The organism is Amylibacter sp. IMCC11727, from assembly GCF_029854195.1.
GTDB lineage: Bacteria > Pseudomonadota > Alphaproteobacteria > Rhodobacterales > Rhodobacteraceae > Amylibacter.
In genome coordinates this window covers 538,912-560,417 of sequence record NZ_CP122960.1, presented here as the reverse complement: position 1 = coordinate 560,417, position 21,506 = coordinate 538,912, and the positions used below count along the sequence as shown (strand labels likewise).

Below are 21,506 nucleotides of genomic sequence, written 5' to 3'. Positions count from 1 at the left end.
CCCCAACCGCCAACACAAGTTACATTTCTCTCAAAAACCCATTCCAACCAGAAAAACCCCCATAACTTGACGTCATAGCGCTATCCCGCGTCGATTTAACTCTATTCACGCCCCCCAGATTTTTGTAGACGCGAAGGACGAGATTCTAACCTGTCCCACCAACGGGACAATTTATGTCAGGAGAGACGCAATGAAGGTTTTGGTGCCTGTCAAACGCGTGATCGACTATAACGTGAAAGTACGTGTTAAAGCGGACGGCAGCGGTGTTGATCTGGCGAATGTCAAAATGTCCATGAACCCGTTTGACGAAATCGCAGTAGAAGAAGCGATCCGTCTGAAAGAAGCGGGCAAAGCAGAGGAAATCGTTGCGGTTTCCATCGGCGTAAAACAATCCCAAGAAACATTGCGTACAGCATTGGCAATGGGCGCAGACCGCGCGATCCTCGTGGTTGCTGCGGATGATGTTCACAACGACATCGAGCCACTGGCCGTTGCGAAAATCCTCAAGGGTGTGATCGACGAAGAGCAGCCTGGTCTGGTGATCGCTGGCAAACAAGCCATCGACAACGACATGAACGCAACAGGCCAAATGCTGGCAGCGCTGACAGGTTGGGCCCAAGGCACATTCGCTTCTGAACTGGACGTGGACGGCGACACAGCCACAGTCACACGCGAAGTGGACGGCGGTTTGCAAACCATCAAAGTGAAGATGCCAGCCATCATCACCGTTGATCTGCGTTTGAACGAGCCGCGCTACGCGTCCCTGCCAAACATCATGAAAGCCAAGAAAAAGCCGCTGGATGAAAAAACAGCTGCTGACTATGGCGTCGATGTATCCCCACGCTTGACAGTTGTGGGCACTGCGGAACCTGCTGCACGCGCGGCTGGTATCAAAGTGGCGGATGTGGCCGAATTGGTCGCGAAACTCAAAGACGAAGCGGGGGTTATCTAATGGCTGTTCTTCTTCTAGCTGAAATCAACGATGGCGAATTGTCCATGGACCAAACAGCCAAGGCTGTGTCCGCATGTGCAAACCTCGGTGATGTAACTGTTCTGGCCTGTGGCGCAACGTGTGCCGATGCCGCCGCTGAAGCTGCAAAAATCACTGGCGTGTCCAAAGTACTGTGCGCCGAAGATGCACAATACGGCCACCGCCTGGCAGAGGTCACATCTGACTTGATCGTATCTCTTGCGGGGGATTACTCCCACATCGTGGCGCCTGCCACGACAGATGCGAAAAACATCATGCCACGCGTGGCAGCGATGCTCGACGTGATGGTCATTTCAGACATCACAGGCGTTGTGGATGGCGATACATTCGAACGTCCAATCTACGCAGGCAACGCGATCCAGACTGTCAAATCTTCTGACGGCACAAAGGTTGCAACCATTCGGACCGCTGGCTTTGACGCCGCTGCCGAAGGTGGTTCTGCTTCTGTGGAAAACATCGCAGCCGCTGGCGCAAACGATCTGTCCACATGGATCGAAGATAAGGTTCAGGCCTCTGATCGCCCAGAACTGACATCTGCGAAAATCGTTGTATCTGGTGGCCGTGGCGTTGGGTCCGAAGAAAGCTTCGCAATTATCGAAGCCTTGGCTGACAAACTGAACGCAGCGGTTGGCGCATCCCGCGCAGCCGTTGATTCAGGCTACGCACCAAACGATTGGCAAGTGGGTCAAACAGGTAAGGTGGTTGCACCTGACCTCTACATCGCTGCGGGTATCTCTGGCGCGATTCAGCACCTCGCTGGTATGAAAGACTCCAAAGTCATCGTCGCCATCAACAAAGACGAAGAAGCACCGATTTTCCAAGTTGCGGATTACGGTCTGGTTGCTGACCTGTTCGATGCAGTTCCTGCTCTGACAGAAGCACTCTAAGCCTCTATCAATTTTTTTGAAAAGCCCGCCTTTTGGCGGGCTTTTTGTTTGCGCAAAGCCACGATAAGAATGGGCTATGAAAAAGGCGCTTATTCATATCGGCCCCCATAAAACGGGCTCCACCTATATTCAAAAGATGATGCAGACCAACGCGCATCTGCTGGCCCCCTCGCATCAGTTTTTCCCAAAATCTGACCCGCTGTTTGATGCACTTCAACGGTTTACTCTTGGCGTTCATAATTCCGAGGATGCGACCAATTCTTTGCAGACCATCCACCAAACCGCCTATGAACTGGGCCGCAGCCTGACCGCCCCAAACACCCTCATCAGCAGCGAAGACCTGCTCGGCCCCGTGCCCACACTGGCCAAAATTTACGGGCTCTATCCGTTTTTGCACCTGACCTTACCCGCCATCCAAGCAGGCTTTGATGATGCCGAGGTCGAAACCCAGTTCTTTTGCTACATCCGCGAATATCAGGATTGGCTGCGCTCGGTTCATGCCCATAAATTCCGCGACAAAAAACGCACCTTTGCCCCGCGCAAATTCAGCCGCGCCAATGGCCTGCCCTTCGCATGGGACACCTTCACCGAAACCATGTACACCGCCCTTGGCAAAGACGCCGTTGTGTTCCGCAGCTACGAAACGGATGCCGTATCAGGGCGGTTAGGCGCGGATATGTTCCGCTATTTCGGCATTCCCGATGCGGTTCTTGATCACATGGACTGGATCGAACCGGTGAATGTTTCGCCACGTCGGTCTTGATTGAAGCCCTCCTCTGCCTAAGCTGACCGCGAAAAGGAGCCTACAATGCACATTGATCCGACCCCTGAACAATTCGCCGCCTTCAAATCGCTCGACCGAGAGCAGCCATTGAACATGCTGAACCTTGTAAAACTGAACGACACCGCGAAATACAAAGACGGGCGCGGCGGCACAGGGGCAGACGCCTACAAAGCCTACGGCACAGAAAGCGGCCCCATATTTGCCGGTGTGGGCGGCGAAATCATCTGGCGCGGCGATCCCAAATCCATGCTGATCGGCCCATCAGATGAAACATGGGATGTGGCCTTCATCGCCCGCTATCCATCGCTCAACGCCTTCCTCGCCATGGTTATGGATCCCGCCTATCAAGCCATCGTTTTTCACCGCCAAGCCGCCGTGGCAGACAGCCGCCTGATCCCTCATCACGAATTAGAAGGGACTGCGAATTTCGGGTAAATCCCTTGAAGGCGGCGTCACAAGGTGTAGGTTGCAAGACAACAGCATCAGGATATTTCAATGGACATCAAATCTGTAAGCGTGATCGGCGCAGGCCAAATGGGCAACGGCATCGCTCAAGTCTTTGCAGGCGCCGATTTCGAAGTGCGCCTGTACGATATCTCCAAGGACGCGCTTGATAAAGGTATCGCAACCGTCATCAAAAATCTGGACCGCGCCATCGCCCGGTCCACAATCACCGAAGCCGACAAAACCCGCACCCTTGGCAACATCACACCCGTGACCACACTGGCAGAATGCGGCACCGTGGATTTGGTCATCGAAGCCGCCACCGAGCGCGAAACGATCAAACAGGCCATCTTCGAAGACATCCTGCCCCATATCGGCAAGGATACGATCCTGACCTCGAACACATCCTCCATTTCCATCACACGGCTTGCCTCACGCACGGATCGCCCCGAACGGTTTATGGGGCTGCACTTCATGAACCCCGTACCGATCATGCAACTGGTGGAATTGATCCGCGGGATCGCCACGGATGATGCAACCTATAACGCCGTAAATGCGGTCGTGGAAAAGATCGGCAAAACCTCCTCCACCGCCGAAGATTTCCCCGCCTTCATCGTGAACCGCATTCTGATGCCGATGATCAACGAAGCGATCTACACCCTGTACGAAGGGGTCGGAAACGTTCAAAGCATCGACACCTCGCTCAAACTGGGCGCAAACCACCCCATGGGGCCGCTGGAACTGGCGGATTTCATCGGGCTCGACACCTGCCTTGCCATCATGAACGTGCTGCACGATGGGCTGGCAGACACAAAATACCGTCCGTGTCCGTTGTTAACCAAATACGTCGAAGCGGGCTGGCTCGGCCGCAAAACCAAACGCGGCTTTTACGATTACCGCGGGGATTTCCCTGTCCCAACCCGTTAACCAAAAGCGACGCTCACGCGTCACCCCATAAGCCCTTAACAGGGCGATTTGCCTCCGGCGGAAGTATTTCTGCACAAAAGAAAGAGAAAGCCATGACCGAAGATACCGAACGCCACGCAATGAAAATGGCCAAGAAAAAGGCCGCACGTGACAAGATCATGGCCACCAAGACCGATAAAAAGGGCCTCGTGATCGTCAACACCGGCAAAGGCAAAGGCAAATCATCCGCCGCGTTTGGCATGATCTTTCGCTGCATTGCCCACGACATGAAATGCGGCGTGGTGCAGTTCATCAAAGGCGGCATGTCCACGGGCGAACGGGACCTCATCCTTGGCACATTCGCCGACAAATGCGCCTTCCACACCATGGGCGAGGGCTTCACCTGGGAAACCCAAGACAAAACCCGCGACACCGAAATGGCCCAAGCCGCATGGGAAAAGGCCAAAGAACTGATCCGCGACGAAAGCAACAAAATGGTGCTGCTAGACGAAATCAACATCGCCCTGCGCTATGACTACATCGACATCAACGACGTGGTGGAATTTCTGGTCGAAGAAAAACCCGAAATGACCCACGTGGTCCTAACGGGCCGCAACGCCAAAGAAGAACTGATCGAAATCGCCGATCTGGTGACAGAAATGGAACTGGTGAAACATCCATTTAGGTCAGGGATCAAAGCGCAGATTGGGGTGGAGTTTTAATCCATCCGCCAATTGCCCCCGACTTGATCGGGGGTCTCCAATCTGTATCTAAAAACGGGTCCCTGAACCCGTCATGGGCAGCAGGCGAAAAAACGAACCGCAAAAAGAAAACGGGTTGAGGGGGACATTCCACCTCAACCCGTCTTCACTTGGGAGAAACTCAGTACGCCGACACTCGGTAAGCATGAACTCAGTACGTTTTCACTCGGTACACCCCAACTCAGTACACCTTCACTCGGGACGCATTAGTGACAGTGATAGGGTTTGGACCCAGCATGACAGCCAGCGGCGTTTGTGCCACCTGAATGGGCAATGGCCTGATAAGGGAGAGATACAGTCAAAGCCAAGATGGCAGTTATGATGAGGTTTTTCAAAAAGGGTACTCCAAACGTTAATGTAACCTTAACGTATGACTAAGAAATGGACCTGTCAATTAATTGTTTAAAAACAATTACTTATCATGTTCACCTTTATCCTTCGCAGGAAAATTTGTAAACTCTGAGGGATGAAAAGCCGCTAAATCACCTGTAAATCGGGCGTTTTATCAGGTGAATATTTTCCATCCGCTCGATGTAATACAGGTCATCATCATAGCTGTCGCTCAGTGTGCTAACCAAATCTTCGGGCCACTGATCGGGAATCACTTCTCCTGCCACAGGTGGAAACCGCTCTTCAAATTTTTGCGCCACCTGATTGCGTTTTGATGCCGTTTCGGCGGGATGCTGTTTCAGGTATTCTTGCATCAACAACAAACCCTTTAACGACATCCCCTGATCCAGCGGATGATCCACCGCAACCAAATCCTCTTTGTTGGGCAAACCCGCAAACGCCTGCGCCACGCTGCGCCAGATATAAGGGTAATCTTCAAACGTCCAAACCGTCAGCGGCAGCTCGCTCTCGCGCCCTTGCACGCGGTGCAAATATTCCGACCACCGCAGCGCAAACGGATCACTGACCGTCACAAACTCCTGCAAGCTTTGCGTCGGCTCATTCATATAGGCCACGTTGTAACAAGACGGAAGAAAGCTCGCAGGATTGCGCAGCGCACAGAATAATTCCACATCGTCTTGCCCAATCAATTTGATCAAATGTGCCACCGTGGCACTGCCGCGCGGGTAAATGATATCATCCTTGATCGGGCGCAGGGGGGACCCGCTGATCGACGGGCGCACAATCAAAATGGTTTTGTAATCCTTGCCGCCCGTCAGTTTCTTGATCATCTTGGGCAGCGTATTTTCATCCGCATTGTTGCGACGCATGGCACGAATAGCAGGCCAAACGGCCGCTTCCATCTCGTCCTCTGCTGGCAACAGAATGCCGTTCGCCTCCAACAGATCACGGTTCGCACCCAACTGTGCGGCCAAATGCTCTTGCGCGGCCCGATGGGCGCCAAAGAAAATCCGAAACTTCAATGTCCACCCCTTACGCAGTCACCATCACATTTGCTCTGTCAGAGTTAATGGTTCGTTTCGCCCTTTTCCACCGTGAAAAAGAAATCAGATGCGGGGTCCTGATCCACCACCTCATCTGGGATCACATCAGGGCCTGACAAAAACACGTTCGATCCGAAATGCGAATGCAGACGGGACAGTTTGCGCAAACGCGGCCCGATCAAATCCGCATAAAATGCAGTGTATTTTTCCGTGGCCCGCAGCTCATCAATCTTGGCACGGTGGCGGCGCACGGCCTCGTGGTGAATGGCCGCGATTTCTTCATCCGCCATCAGCTTGTCCAATTCCGCCTGCAATTTCGGGATCATCCGCTGGATAGAGGTTTCCTCCTCCGCGTTGTTGTTCATCCGAAACCAATACGCCAGCCCCTGATCTCGATCCACGTGGTTCACGCGGCCCCGATCCCGTTTCACCAGAAAGCTCTCCGCACTGCGCACCGCATAATGGTTCAGCTGCACCAGATCATAGCCATAGGTCTGTGTGGTGGACCGCCACGCATTGCGGTAAATTTCCTTGGGCAGTTTCACACCCGATCCATTGACCCAGTGGATTTGCTCCCACAATTGCGGGTTCAATCCTTTGGGGCGATGCACCCCCATCTTTTTGAAAAACCCGTTGTTCTGGTACAGGGTTTTAAACCCCCACGCTTGATGCGGTTTATTGGCAAACTCTGGCGCACAGCGGGTCAGTTGTTTCACCAACAACTCGTCTTTGTATTCTTCCACATCGCCATTGCCAAACAACCGCCACGTCATCGCAAACATATTGGCTTCTGGCACGGCTGCAAACAACGCATCAAGCGTTCCATCCCCACACTTGATGTTGACGAATTCATCCACATCCATGTTCACCACCCAACTGGCTTTTTGCACGATCTCTTCGTCGTCAACGGCGTGCATGGCAGCATGTTGTGGTTTCATATCTACGTCGCGGTACGGATTGTCCCGATGCTGCAAAATCCCCCGTTCCTGCAGTTTATCCAACAGCGTATCCGTGCCATCGGTGCAGTCGTTTGTGTAAACGATGAAATCGTCGAACCCGATTGCCTTGTGATACGCGACCCATTCCAAAATGAACGGCCCCTCGTTTTTCATACAGGTCATGATACAGGCACGCCCGCGCCCGTTGTCTAAATCCGCCTTGATCACAGGCATGCGCACGGGTTTTTCGCCAAACCGTTTTTGCGCCAATTCAATCAGCGGCTTATGTTCCACTAGGCTCGATTTTGGCACGATCTTGGACACAGATGGCGTGGGGTGACGCAACGACATGAACCGATAAAACAGCCGCGCATCATCCACATTTGCATTCACATTGCCCACACGGATCAGCCGCCAAATAGCCGCGTCCGATGCCACATCAGGCGCAATACACCACCGCGCCTTCATTTTTTTCACATCAAACTGAACACAGATATGATCGCCAAATTCCGCAGGGCGATTTTTGCGCGTGCGCCACGGATACACATGCCGCCCACCCAGCGGGATCAACCCAGTATCCGCGGCCACCGCCGCATCAAACAGGCTGGTGTCATGGCCTTCGATCATCAGATCATACACATCAATATTCGCCACGGCGCGCGCGGTCCCAAGGAACCGATTGCGGATCAACTCGTAAATCATCACCTGTGAAATCGGCGATGCCCAAGCATCAGGGTCAGGGATATCCATGCGGTCTTTGCCCGGCGCATCAGGGGCATTAAACGGGTGCGCTTCGGGGGGCAGTTTCGGATCCCCCAATGGTGTTTCCGCATTCAGCAACACCACCTCACACGGACCAGACAATTTGTTCAAACCCTTGCGCAATCGGCGCATAAATCCCTTGTCCGTGCCTGGCTCCGCACGATCCAAAATCACCGCGCCCTGCAAATCATGATGCTGGATGTGGTAGTCAAGCCAACTCAGAACCACCTCGGCACTTTCACCACTGCGCACAGACACGAAACAATTCTTGCCTGCAAACAGGTCCAACTCGGCCACATTAGGATCAATCTTGACTGCGGTGTCCTCAAACACCATCTTCAGCGGCCCCTCCAACTTAGAGGTTTCACACGTCCACCACGTGGCCCCGCCAATGCTGCGCGTTTCCAATACCGACAAATCTTTGCCGGGAAACACCCGCAACGTATCTGCATCAGAATGGAAAAACAGATGCACAATCCGTTTGTCATCCCGCACCACCGAAACAGCGTCCAACAGGACAATCCCCTCGGCCTCAACCACATTCATATGGCGGCGATGTAATTCGTTTTTCTCAGACTTAGCCATTGTATTTTTTCATCCGAATCTGAGTTTTGATATACCGCATGGCCCGATCCATCGGTGGCGGCGTGCTGCTTGCCAGCAATCCCAACCGCCAGATCAGACGCACATTTTCAAGATCGTCCAGCATCACAGCAATCCGCCGTTTATGCTCTTCACAACTGCCCGTATGCAGAATGTCCACATCAGGCAGCGCCAACAATTCACCACGGACCACAACTGTGGCATCTGCCATTCGATCAATCGCCGTGTCTTCGACCACGTTGAAATTCCGCTCCGCCCAGTAGGACAGATCAATTCTGCGATCCATGTGGTTGGGCAAACCGCGCACAGATTTCAGCATGAACTCTTGCGCAGACCGCACCGAATAATGGTTCATATACGCCATGTCTTCATCAAACCGCACCGCATTCATCAGCGAAATCGCCTTATCCTGCTGCACAATTTGATCGGGCAGCTTTTGCCCGTTCGACGCATACCAAACCGCCACCTGATCTTTTTTGTTGCGCGGACGATGCACCCCCATTTGGCGAAACGCTGATGGTTTAAACAACGTCTTAAACAGGCACGACAATGGATAATTCATCCCATGGGGCGCGCACATGCGAAACCGCTCCGTTACTGGCGCAGTGTCATACACCTCTTGCCCCGCTGCCCCAAACAATCGCCACGGAAAGGCAATCGCCTCCGCCTCCGGCATACTGGCCACCAGCGTTTTCACGTTCCCTTCGGGCAGGTTCATGTATTCATCACAATCGAAAAACATCACCCATTCCGCATCCTTCACCAACGGATGTTTCTTGGCGATATTCAACGCCTGCCACTGCACGGTTTTGTCTGCGTTAAATTCAAACGGCAGATGCGTGATGCGATCATCCGCGCTCAGCGCATTGAGCAATTCCGCACTGCCATCATCGCAATCGTGGGTCAGCACCAGCATGTGATCAAACCCAGCCGCCAAATGATGCGCGATCCAATCAACCACATACGGCCCTTCATTGCGCAAACAGGTCACACCTAAAATCATGCGCGTTTCTCCGCACGGCGCTCGGCCCGTTTTTCCGCCTGCTTAATCTTCCAACGGCGGTGCTTGAATGCGTCCTGCATAATCGGCACCCAATCGTCTAAACCCCGTTGCAACAGATGATGCTCCATCACCGTGCGATACAGCCAGATTTTGCCCCGATCACGGATCATCTCGCTAAACCGTGCTGCATCCAACGTCCCCAGAACACCTTCGCCCATCACAGGTTTCAACACATCCAATCGGCGTAAAAACAGCGATGTACGATGCCCAAACGCAGGGGCACGCAGATGGATCACATTGTCCCCTGACAACCGCTTGGCATGTTCATTGTCCAGCTTTTCGAACTGGTCATACACGATGTAAACCTTGTTGGCGCTTTCAATACAGGGCACCGCATCGGAATAGGGCAATGTCCAATCCGCTCCGTGTCCTTTTCTGAATCGCGTTTCCCACGGCACAATGTCTCGGCTCAGGCTCGTCTGGGGGCTAAACGCAATCACGGTGGCTTCTGGTATCAACGCGCTAAACACCATGGCGGCGAACCCGCCCATAGATGCCCCTGCCAACGCGACATAGCCGAATTGCTCAAAAAACCCATCGTCACGCAGCTTTTCCAATCGGCGGATCAATCGTTCATCGCGAAACCACGTGGGCCCTTGCGCGAAAATCCCCATGTGGGACCAGTTGTTGTAATTGCAAAACCCTGATGCCCAGGCCTCGCGATCGTACCCTTCGTGCCCTGCCTCGGCAAGGTTATCAAACGTGATCACCAACTGGCTCAGATTGCGCTCCACATAGCACAACGAATGCGCGCCGATCTTTTCGTAAAACCCATCCCGCTCACCGTCAGGATAAATGTCACGATACCAATCAGGGATAATCCCTGTTTCAACTTCCCGCTCCAGCGGCTCGTCTTCCATGTGCTCCGTGTCGGACGCCATACCGTTTATCGTTTCTGGATAACCATGAACTGATCTTTGCGGGATTTGTCATATCCCACCTGATACATGAAACACCCCGAGATATGTTTGCGCAGGCCGTTCAGCTCTGCTTCGATCTCTTTGTCAGAATGGGAAAAGGCACCGTCTTTCTGATATCCATAAAACAGATCGGCGGTCTTGGTGAACCCTTTGGTCTCCATATGCTTTGGCTGCCAGCGCAGGCTCTCAATCGCATAAATCCCGCCAGATGCCATCTTTGGAAACAACTCCAAAAACGCGTTTTGCTGATGATGCGATGCGTGGCTCGCGTCATCCACGATGATATCCATCTTTGGCAGGTCTTTTGCGGCGGTCGCGATGTTTTCACGCGCGTCCATATCACACTGCACAAACGTGAACCGATCCTCTTTCAACCAGCTGAAATCGCACACATCCAAACCAAAAACCTCGGCTTTTGGGAAATACTCCAGCCACATGCGAATGCTCGGCGCATCCGTGGTTTTGCGATTCACTGGGAACTCATGCTCTGGCCCACCATCTTGCAGGCCCATTTCCATCACATTCAATTTGCGGGTGCGCAGGGGTGAAAACAGCATCTGATACATGTCCGTATACCGATGCCGCTTGCTGCCCTTATCCACCTCATACTTGTCCGCAATATCGGTCAGGTTCACTAGTCCAATGCCCGCCCGTTCCGATTGATCAATCGGCGCAACTTTGGGCACCGTGATCACAGGCTTCGACTTGGCCGCCTTTGGCACCTTTACCTTTGGCGTCTTTTCTTCAACGCGGCCCTCGGCGGCCGCTTTCTGCGCCCGTGACGGGGGCAACGGGGCTGCCTCTGGGTCAATGTCGTGCTTCTTAATCAACTGCCCCAACAGGCTCTTGGGATGGGGCGCACCGCCCTCTTTCTCAACCAAACGCGCTCGCATACGGCGGCCGTACAAATGCACAGAAAACGTGTTTTCCGTGATATACGGCGTCATGTCGAAATTCCGCTTCAACATGTTGCGGCGATCTTTGTAGGTGACAGGATACAAACCCTCTTGCGGCAGGGCGTATTTCGCCTCGCCCGTTTTGTGCAGGAAATGCGTCACCGCATGTGGCCCCCAAACACCCCAGGGCTGCTCGGACGCATGAACGGGGTCTCCTGCATCCCGCTTTTCTTCCAACTCGCGCGTGTATTCATCGCCGTACCACGTCGGGATCGCGAATTCATCGGATGTGAACTCCAGCAACTCCCCCAATGTGTCACAATCAGACGGCAGACCCAAAACCCCACCATTGATGTGCTTTTCGGATTCCCAGCCATAGAAATGCCCGTTCGGCGTTTCAAATTTCTTCATGCAATAGGCATCCGTATCCGCCCAAATCGTGTCTTTCTCCTGTTCCAGCATTTTATAGCGGAACAAGTCAGAATGCAGCGCAGGGGAGCCTGTGCGCGCATGGGCCAGAAAATCCGTTCGCGGCAAAACCACAGACGCATCTGCCAATTCCATCCCATCTGGCACGTTTTGCAATGGGCCATAGTGATACAGCTTCACATGGTGCCCCGCATCCACAAAGGATTTCAGACACAACTGCTCCAGAAAGCTCAGGCTTCCTTCCATCCACAACGCTGCGATTTGATACTCTTTGCCTGCCACGTCACTACCCTCGATTTACTTTGCACGCTTGATCCGCGTGCCGTTTGTTGTTTTTCCAGAACCATACGCACCCACAGCCTGTTTCACAACGATTGTGCGCGATTTGGAAACAAAAAGCCGATTTTTGTGGCAATAAGGCACGTTACACTCCCGAAGTTTAAAATTGCGTATACGCAAACGAACAGTTTGTTCGGCACGGATTGCCTTGGAAGTCGCCAACATTCGGCCTAGCTTTGTTACAACTTCAACATTCAAAGGCACATCTCATGACAAAACTTCTTGGTATTTCTGGCTCCCTTCGCAAAAACAGCCACAACACATTTTTGCTTGCCGCTGCTGCGAAATCCTTCGGGGGCGACTACACGCTCGCAGACCTGAACTTGCCTCTCTACGATGGTGACATCGAAGAAAACGAAGGCATCCCTGCCGCGGTTCAAACGCTCTACGATCAGGTACAAGGCGCGGATGCGATCCTTATTTCTACGCCCGAATACAACGGCAACCTGTCGGGTGTTCTGAAAAATGCGCTCGATTGGATCAGCCGCATCAAACCCATGCCAATGGGCGACAAACCTGTCGCAATCATGTCCGCAACTGCGGGTCGTGCAGGCGGCGTTATGGCGCTCAACTCTCTGCGCCTCTGCCTCACCGCATTTCAGCCCCGTCTGCTGCACGGCCCCCTTGTGGCGGTCGCGGCCAGCTACGCAGCATTCAACGATGATGGCTCGCTCAAAGAAGAAAGCTATCAAAACGCGGTCGATGGCCTGATGGAAAAGCTGAAGTCTACGATTTAACTTTGTAGGTAAGTCCATGACGGATCAGGGCACGCAGCTTGTCCTGATCCTCTGGCGTGAAATCCCCCAACATCACGGCACGGTTGCCCTCAATCTCAAAATCCGCTCCAAATTGCGCGGCAAAATCCGACACAATCGAACTTTGACAATGGGCATAAATCGCCGCCTGCCCTGCCTTGGTCACCCCCAACCGCAGCGTTGAACCCTTGGGCGCAACATACGACGGCTGCCCCCACTTCAAACACTCCTCAACCGCGATGTCCCCCGCGCAATCGAAAATCAGATCCCGCGCCGCCAATAACGTTTCCCGCTCTGGCGCTTCAACCGCATCAAACGCACGTTTAATCTCTGGTTTCATGACGGATACATCGTCTCTTTGCCCCGCGCGATATAGGCCATCAGCACTGGGTCTTTCAGCACCAAATCGCTCAGGCTGTTTTGCTTTGGAAACGCCGCCATCGCCCGCAACATCGGCACCACGCTGGCATCCGCGCCCGTCGGCGCATCCCCATGCAAAAACGGCTTATCCCCCAACAACACCGAAAACGCTGCAATATCCTTTTCCACACGCGCCACTTGTTCTTCTTCTGAATGGCGTCCCATGCCTTGGCCGATACATTGGCGCACAACCCCTTTGCGCACAGCATTGGCGATGAACCCACCAATCACGGGGGGCATTCCCCTAAAGAACTCCTCTTTCACCAGCGCCCAATGATCGTCGTTCATCCAACGGCTCGCCAAAATCGCGAAATACACATTTTCCTCAAACGTACGGATAACCATTCGCGACACCGCCTTTTGCGCCTCGCTCAGCCCCGCTTCAAAATCCACGCCATAGGCAGATTCCAGATGATCGCGAATTTGGTCACTATCAGGGATCACCTGCGCTCCATCTTGCAACACCGGGAACTTCTTCTTGGGGGATTTGCGCGGATCAGGGTTTACATCCAACGCATAGGCCTGACCCGACAGCTCCATCAACGCAATCGCCTTGGCCGCGAACGGACTCCCCGAAATTTCACCAAACCCAGCGGGATAAACCGACAATTTCATCATAACGTGTCTCCTTTTTCCCAACCCTAGCTCACGCCTACTGTCATTTTGTGTCAGCAGCTTATACTATGCTTACATCATGGCTAAATCAGAACGACTCCTACAACTTATGCAACTCATGCGGCTCTTGTCACCTCCGGTACAGGCGTCCCAATTGGCAGAAGAACTCAATGTCTCGCTGCGCACCATCTACCGCGATATAGACAGTCTGCGCGCGTCAGGCGCAATTATCGACGGGGCCGCAGGCTATGGCTACTCCCTTGTCGAAGACACCGCCATGCCGCCGATGCTGTTTAACACAGACGAAACCGAAGCGCTCGTTCTGGGGCTGCGCGAAGTGATCGAAGTGGCCGATCCTGTTTTGGCAGACGCCGCCCGAAATGCCCTCGCCAAACTCGCTGCTTCCCTACCGGACCGCCTCTCGCGTCAAATGCAAAACTCGGTTCTATCGGCCAAACGATTCCACGAGCGGCCAAAGATCACGATAGACGTGGCCGCCTTGCGCATGGCCGCCCGTAACGAACAGGCGGTCCACATCCACTACGCTGATGCCAAAGGGGCGCAATCCGAACGCATCATCTGGCCCCTGTCTCTCGTCTTTATGGACCACACGCTCATGCTGCTCGCCAAATGCCAATTGCGCCAAGGGTTCCGCGCCTTTCGCGCTGATCGGATCACAAAGTTGACCCCCACCGATCAATCCTTCCGCCCCCATCGCACCTCCCTGCTGCGCGATTTCTTGGCCGAACTCCAAGCGCATGATTCCGCCGACAAAACCAACACATAAATTTGCTTTTGCCGCTGCGCGATCCCAAGTATACTCCACTCCAATAATAAAAGGCGATCAGAGCAGGAGCATCGCATGTTTAAAAAATTCACACTGGGCGTCACCCTGGCGCTCGCCCCCGTATTTGCACAGGCAGCCGCCACCGTGACAGACGCACCAACCCCCACAACGCCAAAATACCAAGGCATCGAAGTCGCGCAAACGCAGGCTGGATTCGAACAATGGGTCAAATCCTTCCGTGCCAAAGCATTGGCGCGTGGAATTTCCGCCCGCACCTATGACCGCGCATTCAAAGGCGTGAAACTCAACACCCGCGTCATCGCATCAGATCGCAAACAGGCCGAATTTTCCCGCCAAATCTGGGATTACCTCGACACGGCCACATCCCCCAAGCGCGTGAAAAACGGCAAGGCGATGGTGAAAAAACATAAAAAACTGCTGCGCCGCATTGAAAACACCTACGGCGTGGAATGGTCCGTGGTTGTCGCCATCTGGGGGCTCGAATCCTCTTACGGGTCCAACATGGGCGACATCAACATCGTCGAAGCCCTCGCCACACTCGCCTACGAAGGCCGCCGCCAGAAATTCGGTGAAAACCAACTTCTGACCGCGCTCAAGATTATCCAAAAAGGCGACATCACCCCAAATCGTATGCTCGGCTCATGGGCAGGCGCGATGGGTCACACCCAATTCATCCCCACCTCCTTTGACGCACTCGCCGTGGATTTCACAGGCGACGGCAAACGCGATGTGTGGAACCCGCGCAAACCCGATGACGCATTGGCCTCTACCGCCAATTACCTCAAACGCAACGGCTGGACCAAAGGCCAACCTTGGGGCGTCGAAGTAAAACTGCCCAAGGGCTTCAATTACGGCAACGCGTCCCTCAAGGTCAAAGCAACGCCTGCCCGCTGGGCCGAATTGGGCGTGGTCCAAGTGAACGGCAAACGCATCCCAAACAAAGGTAAGGCCGCGATCCTGCTGCCCGCTGGCGCGGATGGCCCTGCCTTTGCCGTGTTCAACAATTTCTTCGTTATCAAACGCTATAACAACGCCAACTCCTACGCGATGGCGGTTGGCCATTTGGCCGATAAAATCAACGGCGGCGGTGAATTTGTCCGCGAATGGCCCCGTGGCCCCAACGCCCTGAAACTGCCCCAAAAGATCGAAGTACAAGAACTGCTTTTGAAAGCAGGCTACGACATTGGCGATGTGGACGGCATCATCGGCCCCAAAACCATCGACGCCCTGTCTGACATGCAAATCAAAGCAGGCGTCCAGCCATCGGGCAAAGCCGACAAAGCCGCGCTCAAATTCCTCCGCAGCCGCGTCCGCTAATTCCCCCCAAAAACCACCGCCCCGGCCCCGCGCCGGGGCCCGTGATTCAACGTGACCCAATTATCACGCAATGCTGCAATGCAGCAACAATCTTCAAATCAGCACAAATCCAAAAATTAACTGTTGAACCGAATCCTGCCCCTGCGTAAACGGCAACTCCCGCTTACAAGGGACAGACTTTAACGACAGGTTTTCGCGAAAACCTTCGGTGCGCACGGCTCTGCCGCCGCGTATGCCAAAGCTGGATCAATCTGCGGGATCGCGTATGGAACAGGTCTTTTCTGGTTCGAATCCAGACATATGCACCATCGTTGATGTAGCTCACACGGTAGAGCAGTAGATTCTTAATCTATTGGCTGGTGGTTCAAGTCCACCCTTCAAACCCTGGAAACCCTGCAAAGGGCGAGGTTCGAGTCCTCACTACGTTTTGGTCGTAGTTTTTCGGATACCGAGGCTGGTCGCAAGCCAGACTCGCCCAGCTGATGTTGTGCTTGCACGGCAACAGGCTGGAACAGCATGTCTTGTCCTTTGGGGCGGCCGACGTGTTGGTCATGCGTTCTGCCAATGGCGGAAGACGGCGTTTTGATTTCGATCAAACCGCCCGACCCACCTTCGCCAGACGCCCCTGATCCGCACGTCCGCCACGCCAAACGGCAGGCTGGTTTCGGTGTCCACCTTACACCTGCGCTGGCAACAGCGCCCCGCCATTTGGGCAATCCCGCCCAAACCGCGCTGCACCACGCAGTGCGCAACCCGCGCCACAAACGGCGCAACCACAAACCTTAAAGGAGACTTTCGCACATGCGTTAGCAAATGAACTGGAGACTATGATGCAAATGAAAGAATTGTTCGAACGGCTGATGGGTAAAACCCATCTGACCGTAACAGAAAACCACCGTGTTTTGGTGACGCGCGACGGTATCTTCACCGATATCCTGACCGCTGGCCGCCATGCTGTGAAGCGGCGCGGGACGCTTTTTAACTGGTTCGATTTGGCCGATGGCCGTTTCGTATCCGAACATGAAAAGCCCTTGTTCCGCGCCAACCCTGCACTGGCAAGCGCCCACCTGACAGAGGTCACCGCGACCGACACCGAACTGGTTGTCGTGTCTCGCAACGGGCAGGTCACGCATGTTGTTATGCCTAGCACCCGCCTCGTGTTGTGGACAGACGCGGGCCCTTGGGTCACGGATCGCATCGACGTCTCTGGTGATTTGGCCGTTAATCGCACCCTTGCGATGCGGTTGATGCAAGCAGGCAAAACCCTCGCATTGACTGCGTTCAAAGTGGACACAGGCATGGTTGGTTTGCTCTTCGTGGATGGCGCATTTGATCGCACGCTCGACGCGGGGTCACATTGGTTCTGGAAAGCAGGCCGCGTGACCACGATGAAAACCGTCGATATGCGGCAACGCACACACGAGGTAACGGGTCAGGAAATCCTGACGCGGGATCGCGTGACGGTTCGGGTCAACCTCTCTGCGGAGTTCCGCGTCACTGACGCGGTTCTTGCGACCACCGCAACCAACGACTTTGTCGAAACGTTGCACCGGTCATTGCAGTTGGCGTTCCGGAAATCATTGGGGACCAAGACCCTCGATGAATTGCTGGGCGACAAAGCCGCCATCAGCGCAGAGGCAGCCGCCGCTGTGCGTACCGAGATGATCAAACTGGGCGTCGAAGTGGGCGACATCGCGTTGAAAGACGTGATCTTGCCTGGCGAAATGCGCGACATCCTGAACACGGTTGTAGCGGCCCAAAAAGAGGCGGAAGCAAACGTCATCCGTCGGCGTGAAGAAACGAACGCAACGCGTTCGCTTTTGAACACCGCAAAAGTGATGGCGGAAAACCCCGTCATGTTGCGATTGAAAGAGCTGGAAGCTCTCGAAGTCGTTGCAGGCAAAGTCGACAAACTGACAGTCCACAACGGGACCCAAGGTTTGATGACCGACTTGGTCAAACTGACCGATTAAAAGGTGACGGGCGGGATCTTCGGATCTCGCCCGTTGCGTGTTGCCCTTCTGCCGTTAACCAATGCGCTTTTCAAAATCGCAACACACAACCCATACCTGCGGGACCCCTGTTTCTGGGTGGTTTGCTTTTTTCGGCAAAACTGCCACGCAGTGTGACCTTAACGGCGCGAACGGTGCCTATTGCGCACCCCAATCAGCAGACATCATTTCCCGCAAACGGCTGGCCGTGCGTTCAAACTCAAACGCCCCTGTGCCTGCTTCGTACAACTGTTCTGGCTCTGCCGCCGCGCTTGCGATCAGCTTCACGCGCGCTTCGTACAGCGCATCAATCAGTGTCACAAACCGTTTCGCCTCATTCTGCCCTTCACGGCTTAGTCGTGGAATATCCTTTAAGATCAGCACCCTAATCGCCTGTGCAATGGCCAGATAATCCCCTGGCCCCAGCGGCTGACCACACAGTTCGCGAAACGTGGCCATCGCCACCCCATTGTGAAACGCAGGCAGCACAATCTCGCGCGATTTATGGTGCAGGATCAGGGGTTCGCGTTTGCCCCCTGCCACATCCGTCCAAACCCGCTGAATCGCCATTTCCGCCGCTTCATCAATGGGCGCGAAATACGTCTTATGTCCTTGCAATCGGTTCTGCCTATGGTCCGTTTCACTGTCGAGGTTATAAACCTCCATCCGCTCCTTAATCATTGAAATAAATGGCAAAAACAGGTTCCTGTTCAACCCATCCTTATACAAATCATCAGGATGCCTGTTCGAAGTCGTAACAATCACAACACCTGCCGCGAAAAGCTTTTCAAACAACCGCCCCACAATCATCGCATCGGTGATATCGGTGATTTGCATCTCGTCAAAACACAACAGTCGGGAGGACTCAATCACCTCCTCCGCCACAGGCACAATCGCGTCTTCAACACCCTTTTGCCGCGCCTTGTGCATAAGCGCATGAATTTCTTGCATAAACGCATGAAAATGCACCCGTCGTTTGCGCGGTTCATCTACCCCGTCAAAAAACATGTCCATCAGCATGGATTTCCCACGCCCAACCCCGCCATAAAGGTACAAGCCCTTCACAGGATCGGCAGACTTTCCAAACAATCCGCGCAGCCCTTTTTTCACAGGTTTCTGCATCCGTTCAGCAACACCATCAAACAGCCCCAGCACCGCAACTTGTGCAGGGTCACGAAGCAAGTCCCCCCGCTTAACGCGGTCTTCATAAAATTCCGTTAGGGTGGTCATCACCGATAAAACCTTGCGCATTTGTGTGTTCTTTGGTCAGAGTTTCCTAACAACTCGTGGCACTGCCCGCAACAAAGGCCGACCTGATGACCGCGCAATCAAAAATCTTCACACCCATCCTGATCGCATCTTGCCTGATCTTGATGACAGGCTTTGCCATTCGCGCGTCCTTTGGCGTGTTCCAAATCCCGATCGCGTCAGAGTTCGGCTGGCTACGCTCCGAATTCTCGCTCGCCATTGCGATACAGAACCTCGCTTGGGGCATCGGCCAACCGATTTTCGCTGCCATCGCCGAAAAATTCGGCGACCGTCGCGCCATCTTCCTTGGTGCGCTCACCTACGCCGCTGGCCTTGTTCTATCCTCCGTTGCCACCACACCGGGCGCACATCAACTTCTTGAAATTGTTGTGGGATTCGGTATCGCAGGAACAGGTTTTGGCGTCATCCTCGCCATCGTTGGCCGTGCCGCCAGTGATGAAAACCGCTCTCTCGTTCTCGGCATTGCCACCGCATCAGGCTCCCTTGGCCAAGTCATCGGCCCCCCAATCGCCGCCGCCCTGCTCACTCAAATGAACTGGTCCAGCGTCTTCCTCATTTTCGCGGCTGCCATTCTCAGCGTCATCTTCCTTTTGCCTTTGCTCAAGGGCGAACCTGTCGCCACCAAGGCAGAGCTCGAAGAAACCATGTCCCAAATGCTGTTCAAAGCATTCAAAGACCCGACCTATTCGCTCATCTTCCTTGGCTTCTTTTCCTGCGGTTATCAGCTCGGTTTCATCACCGCGCACTTCCCGGCTTTCATCACCGAAATCTGCGGCCCCATCGCCTCGGGCAGCCTGCTTGATACCATCGGCATTTCCACCACCACAGTCCTTGGCGGCGTGGCGATCGGCATCATCGGTTTGGCCAACATCATCGGGACTGTGGGCGCAGGGATGCTCGGCAAACACTTCCCGAAAAAGTATTTATTGGCAATGATTTACACAGGTCGAACGCTCGTATCCATCTGGTTCATCATGACCCCTGTCACCCCCACAACCGTGGTGATTTTCAGCTTCCTCATGGGCCTTCTTTGGCTCGCCACAGTGCCGCTCACATCAGGCCTGATCGCGCACATCTACGGCCTGCGTTACATGGGAACCTTGTACGGAATCGTCTTCTTCAGCCATCAACTCGGCGGTTTTATGGGCGTCTGGCTCGGTGGCGCGCTCTATGATCTTTACGGCACATACACCATCGTCTGGTGGGTCGGCATCGGCGTCGGCGCACTGTCGGCCATACTCCATTTGCCCATCAGGGAACGCCCGCTCAGGGCTGCACCCGCCTAACCCCCGATATGCTGCGTCCCACGTTTCGCCGCCAACGCGATCTGTTTTTGCCGTTCGCGGAACCGCTCTTTACGCTCTTCTGAATGCTGGTCAAAACACTGATGGCACGTCACGCCATGCTCATATTCAGGCCGATCAAAATCCGCTGGGGCCAGCGGCATACGGCAGGCAAAACACAGCTCGTACTCGCCCTCTTTCAACCCGTGCCCAACGGACACACGGCTGTCGAAAACGAAACACTGCCCGTCCCACGTGCTGTCTTCCTCGGGCACATTCTCAAGGTATTTTAGGATACCACCCTTCAGGTGATACACATCATCCACCCCTTCACCGAGCAGATAGTTCGTTGATTTCTCACACCGAATCCCTCCCGTGCAAAACATCGCCACCTTCTTGTTGTGAAAGCGATCTTTGTTTTCTTCCCACCACGCAGGAAACTCGCCAAAGGATTTCGTCTTGGGGTCAACTGCCCCCTCAAACGTGCCAATCGCAACCTCGTAATCGTTGCGCGTATCAATCACCACCACATCGTCGCGTGCGATCAGATCGTTCCAATCCTCGGCCTCAACATAGTTCCCAACATTGGCCGTCGGGTCCACCTGCGGCTGCCCCATGGTGACGATTTCTTTCTTCAACTTCACCTTCATGCGCAAAAACGGCATCTCGTCGGTAAAGCTTTCTTTGTGCTCAAAATCCGCACACCCAGGCAACGCCCGAATGGCCGCCAAGGCCGCATCAATCCCTGCGCGCGGTCCCGCAATGGTGCCGTTGATCCCCTCAAACGCCAGCAACAACGACCCCTTCACACCCCCTGCATCGCAAACAGCCTGAAGCGGGCCTTGCAGGGCCTTGTGGTCCTCAAAACGGGTGAAATGATAAAGAGCGGCAACAACAATCTGTGACATGGCGGCGATATAGCCCCCGCCGT

22 protein-coding genes and 1 tRNA gene are annotated in these 21,506 nt (G+C 54.2%); 13 read left to right on the top strand and 10 right to left on the bottom strand.

The genetic code is table 11. The features are described 5' to 3' along the window. Positions 1-190: 190 nt before the first annotated feature. The 6 genes from QBD29_RS02890 to cobO all read left to right on the top strand — a co-directional run bounded on the left by QBD29_RS02890 (position 191) and on the right by cobO (position 4,734). On the top strand, positions 191-952 hold the full coding sequence (locus QBD29_RS02890; RefSeq protein WP_280099825.1) for an electron transfer flavoprotein subunit beta/FixA family protein: 762 nt from the start codon (positions 191-193) through the stop codon (positions 950-952). Beyond that, on the top strand, positions 952-1,878 hold the full coding sequence (locus tag QBD29_RS02885; protein WP_280099824.1) for an electron transfer flavoprotein subunit alpha/FixB family protein: 927 nt from the start codon (positions 952-954) through the stop codon (positions 1,876-1,878). Before QBD29_RS02890 ends, QBD29_RS02885 begins: the two co-directional genes overlap by 1 nt. A gap of 76 nt (positions 1,879-1,954) precedes the next feature. Further along, positions 1,955-2,641, top strand: a complete 687-nt coding sequence (locus tag QBD29_RS02880) for a hypothetical protein (protein WP_280099823.1) — start codon at positions 1,955-1,957, stop codon at positions 2,639-2,641. Positions 2,642-2,686: 45 nt separating this feature from the next. Then, complete coding sequence (locus QBD29_RS02875) at positions 2,687-3,097, top strand: DUF1330 domain-containing protein (protein ID WP_280099822.1); 411 nt, start codon at positions 2,687-2,689, stop codon at positions 3,095-3,097. A 60-nt stretch (positions 3,098-3,157) separates the two neighbouring features. Next, positions 3,158-4,033 (top strand): 3-hydroxybutyryl-CoA dehydrogenase, encoded by an 876-nt coding sequence (locus tag QBD29_RS02870; RefSeq protein ID WP_280099821.1) that lies wholly within the window; start codon positions 3,158-3,160, stop codon positions 4,031-4,033. A gap of 92 nt (positions 4,034-4,125) precedes the next feature. After that, positions 4,126-4,734 carry a cob(I)yrinic acid a,c-diamide adenosyltransferase gene (cobO, locus tag QBD29_RS02865; RefSeq protein WP_280099820.1) on the top strand — a complete coding sequence of 203 codons (609 nt, stop codon included), beginning with the start codon at positions 4,126-4,128 and terminating at the stop codon, positions 4,732-4,734. Positions 4,735-4,979: 245 nt separating this feature from the next. Here cobO and QBD29_RS02860 read toward each other — a convergent pair whose 3' ends face one another. The 6 genes from QBD29_RS02860 to QBD29_RS02835 all read right to left on the bottom strand — a co-directional run bounded on the left by QBD29_RS02860 (position 4,980) and on the right by QBD29_RS02835 (position 12,060). Next, a complete protein-coding gene (locus QBD29_RS02860) occupies positions 4,980-5,108 on the bottom strand; it encodes a YHYH domain-containing protein (RefSeq protein ID WP_280099819.1) in 129 nt (42 codons plus the stop codon). A 147-nt stretch (positions 5,109-5,255) separates the two neighbouring features. Next, positions 5,256-6,146, bottom strand: coding sequence for a hypothetical protein (locus tag QBD29_RS02855; RefSeq protein ID WP_280099818.1), 891 nt, complete (start codon positions 6,144-6,146; stop codon positions 5,256-5,258). A gap of 44 nt (positions 6,147-6,190) precedes the next feature. Beyond that, positions 6,191-8,452, bottom strand: a complete 2,262-nt coding sequence (locus QBD29_RS02850) for a glycosyltransferase family 2 protein (RefSeq protein WP_280099817.1) — start codon at positions 8,450-8,452, stop codon at positions 6,191-6,193. Next, complete coding sequence (locus QBD29_RS02845) at positions 8,445-9,473, bottom strand: glycosyltransferase family 2 protein (protein ID WP_280099816.1); 1,029 nt, start codon at positions 9,471-9,473, stop codon at positions 8,445-8,447. The genes QBD29_RS02850 and QBD29_RS02845 overlap by 8 nt, the downstream gene beginning before the upstream one ends. Beyond that, a complete protein-coding gene (locus QBD29_RS02840; protein WP_280099815.1) occupies positions 9,470-10,414 on the bottom strand; it encodes a hypothetical protein in 945 nt (314 codons plus the stop codon). The genes QBD29_RS02845 and QBD29_RS02840 overlap by 4 nt, the downstream gene beginning before the upstream one ends. A gap of 5 nt (positions 10,415-10,419) precedes the next feature. Continuing rightward, on the bottom strand, positions 10,420-12,060 hold the full coding sequence (locus QBD29_RS02835; RefSeq protein ID WP_280099814.1) for a hypothetical protein: 1,641 nt from the start codon (positions 12,058-12,060) through the stop codon (positions 10,420-10,422). Between the two features lie 266 nt (positions 12,061-12,326). On the opposite strand from QBD29_RS02835, the gene QBD29_RS02830 reads away from it, so the two are divergent. Continuing rightward, positions 12,327-12,854 carry an NAD(P)H-dependent oxidoreductase gene (locus QBD29_RS02830; protein ID WP_280099813.1) on the top strand — a complete coding sequence of 176 codons (528 nt, stop codon included), beginning with the start codon at positions 12,327-12,329 and terminating at the stop codon, positions 12,852-12,854. Here QBD29_RS02830 and QBD29_RS02825 read toward each other — a convergent pair. Beyond that, positions 12,844-13,212, bottom strand: coding sequence for a DUF1801 domain-containing protein (locus QBD29_RS02825; protein WP_280099812.1), 369 nt, complete (start codon positions 13,210-13,212; stop codon positions 12,844-12,846). The genes QBD29_RS02830 and QBD29_RS02825 overlap by 11 nt on opposite strands. Continuing rightward, positions 13,209-13,910 (bottom strand): glutathione S-transferase family protein, encoded by a 702-nt coding sequence (locus tag QBD29_RS02820; RefSeq protein WP_280099811.1) that lies wholly within the window; start codon positions 13,908-13,910, stop codon positions 13,209-13,211. The genes QBD29_RS02825 and QBD29_RS02820 overlap by 4 nt, the downstream gene beginning before the upstream one ends. A 76-nt stretch (positions 13,911-13,986) precedes the next feature. Between QBD29_RS02820 and QBD29_RS02815 the strand changes: the two genes are divergently transcribed. The 5 genes from QBD29_RS02815 to QBD29_RS02795 all read left to right on the top strand — a co-directional run bounded on the left by QBD29_RS02815 (position 13,987) and on the right by QBD29_RS02795 (position 18,005). After that, positions 13,987-14,694, top strand: coding sequence for a YafY family protein (locus tag QBD29_RS02815; protein WP_280099810.1), 708 nt, complete (start codon positions 13,987-13,989; stop codon positions 14,692-14,694). Between the two features lie 75 nt (positions 14,695-14,769). Next, positions 14,770-16,032: a lytic murein transglycosylase gene (locus QBD29_RS02810; RefSeq protein ID WP_280099809.1), complete on the top strand. Its 1,263-nt coding sequence runs from the start codon at positions 14,770-14,772 to the stop codon at positions 16,030-16,032. 310 nt (positions 16,033-16,342) lie between these two features. Further along, positions 16,343-16,416, top strand: a tRNA-Lys gene (locus QBD29_RS02805). Positions 16,417-16,548: 132 nt separating this feature from the next. Beyond that, positions 16,549-16,818: a hypothetical protein gene (locus tag QBD29_RS02800; protein WP_280099808.1), complete on the top strand. Its 270-nt coding sequence runs from the start codon at positions 16,549-16,551 to the stop codon at positions 16,816-16,818. Positions 16,819-16,859: 41 nt separating this feature from the next. After that, entirely contained in the window at positions 16,860-18,005 is a 1,146-nt protein-coding gene (locus QBD29_RS02795; protein ID WP_280099807.1) for a slipin family protein, read from the top strand. A gap of 177 nt (positions 18,006-18,182) precedes the next feature. Here QBD29_RS02795 and zapE read toward each other — a convergent pair whose 3' ends face one another. After that, entirely contained in the window at positions 18,183-19,253 is a 1,071-nt protein-coding gene (gene zapE / locus QBD29_RS02790; RefSeq protein WP_280101023.1) for a cell division protein ZapE, read from the bottom strand. Positions 19,254-19,339: 86 nt separating this feature from the next. On the opposite strand from zapE, the gene QBD29_RS02785 reads away from it, so the two are divergent. Beyond that, complete coding sequence (locus tag QBD29_RS02785) at positions 19,340-20,578, top strand: MFS transporter (RefSeq protein ID WP_280099806.1); 1,239 nt, start codon at positions 19,340-19,342, stop codon at positions 20,576-20,578. Here QBD29_RS02785 and QBD29_RS02780 read toward each other — a convergent pair. Then, complete coding sequence (locus QBD29_RS02780) at positions 20,575-21,483, bottom strand: rhodanese-related sulfurtransferase (RefSeq protein ID WP_280101022.1); 909 nt, start codon at positions 21,481-21,483, stop codon at positions 20,575-20,577. The genes QBD29_RS02785 and QBD29_RS02780 overlap by 4 nt on opposite strands. Positions 21,484-21,506: the final 23 nt, after the last annotated feature.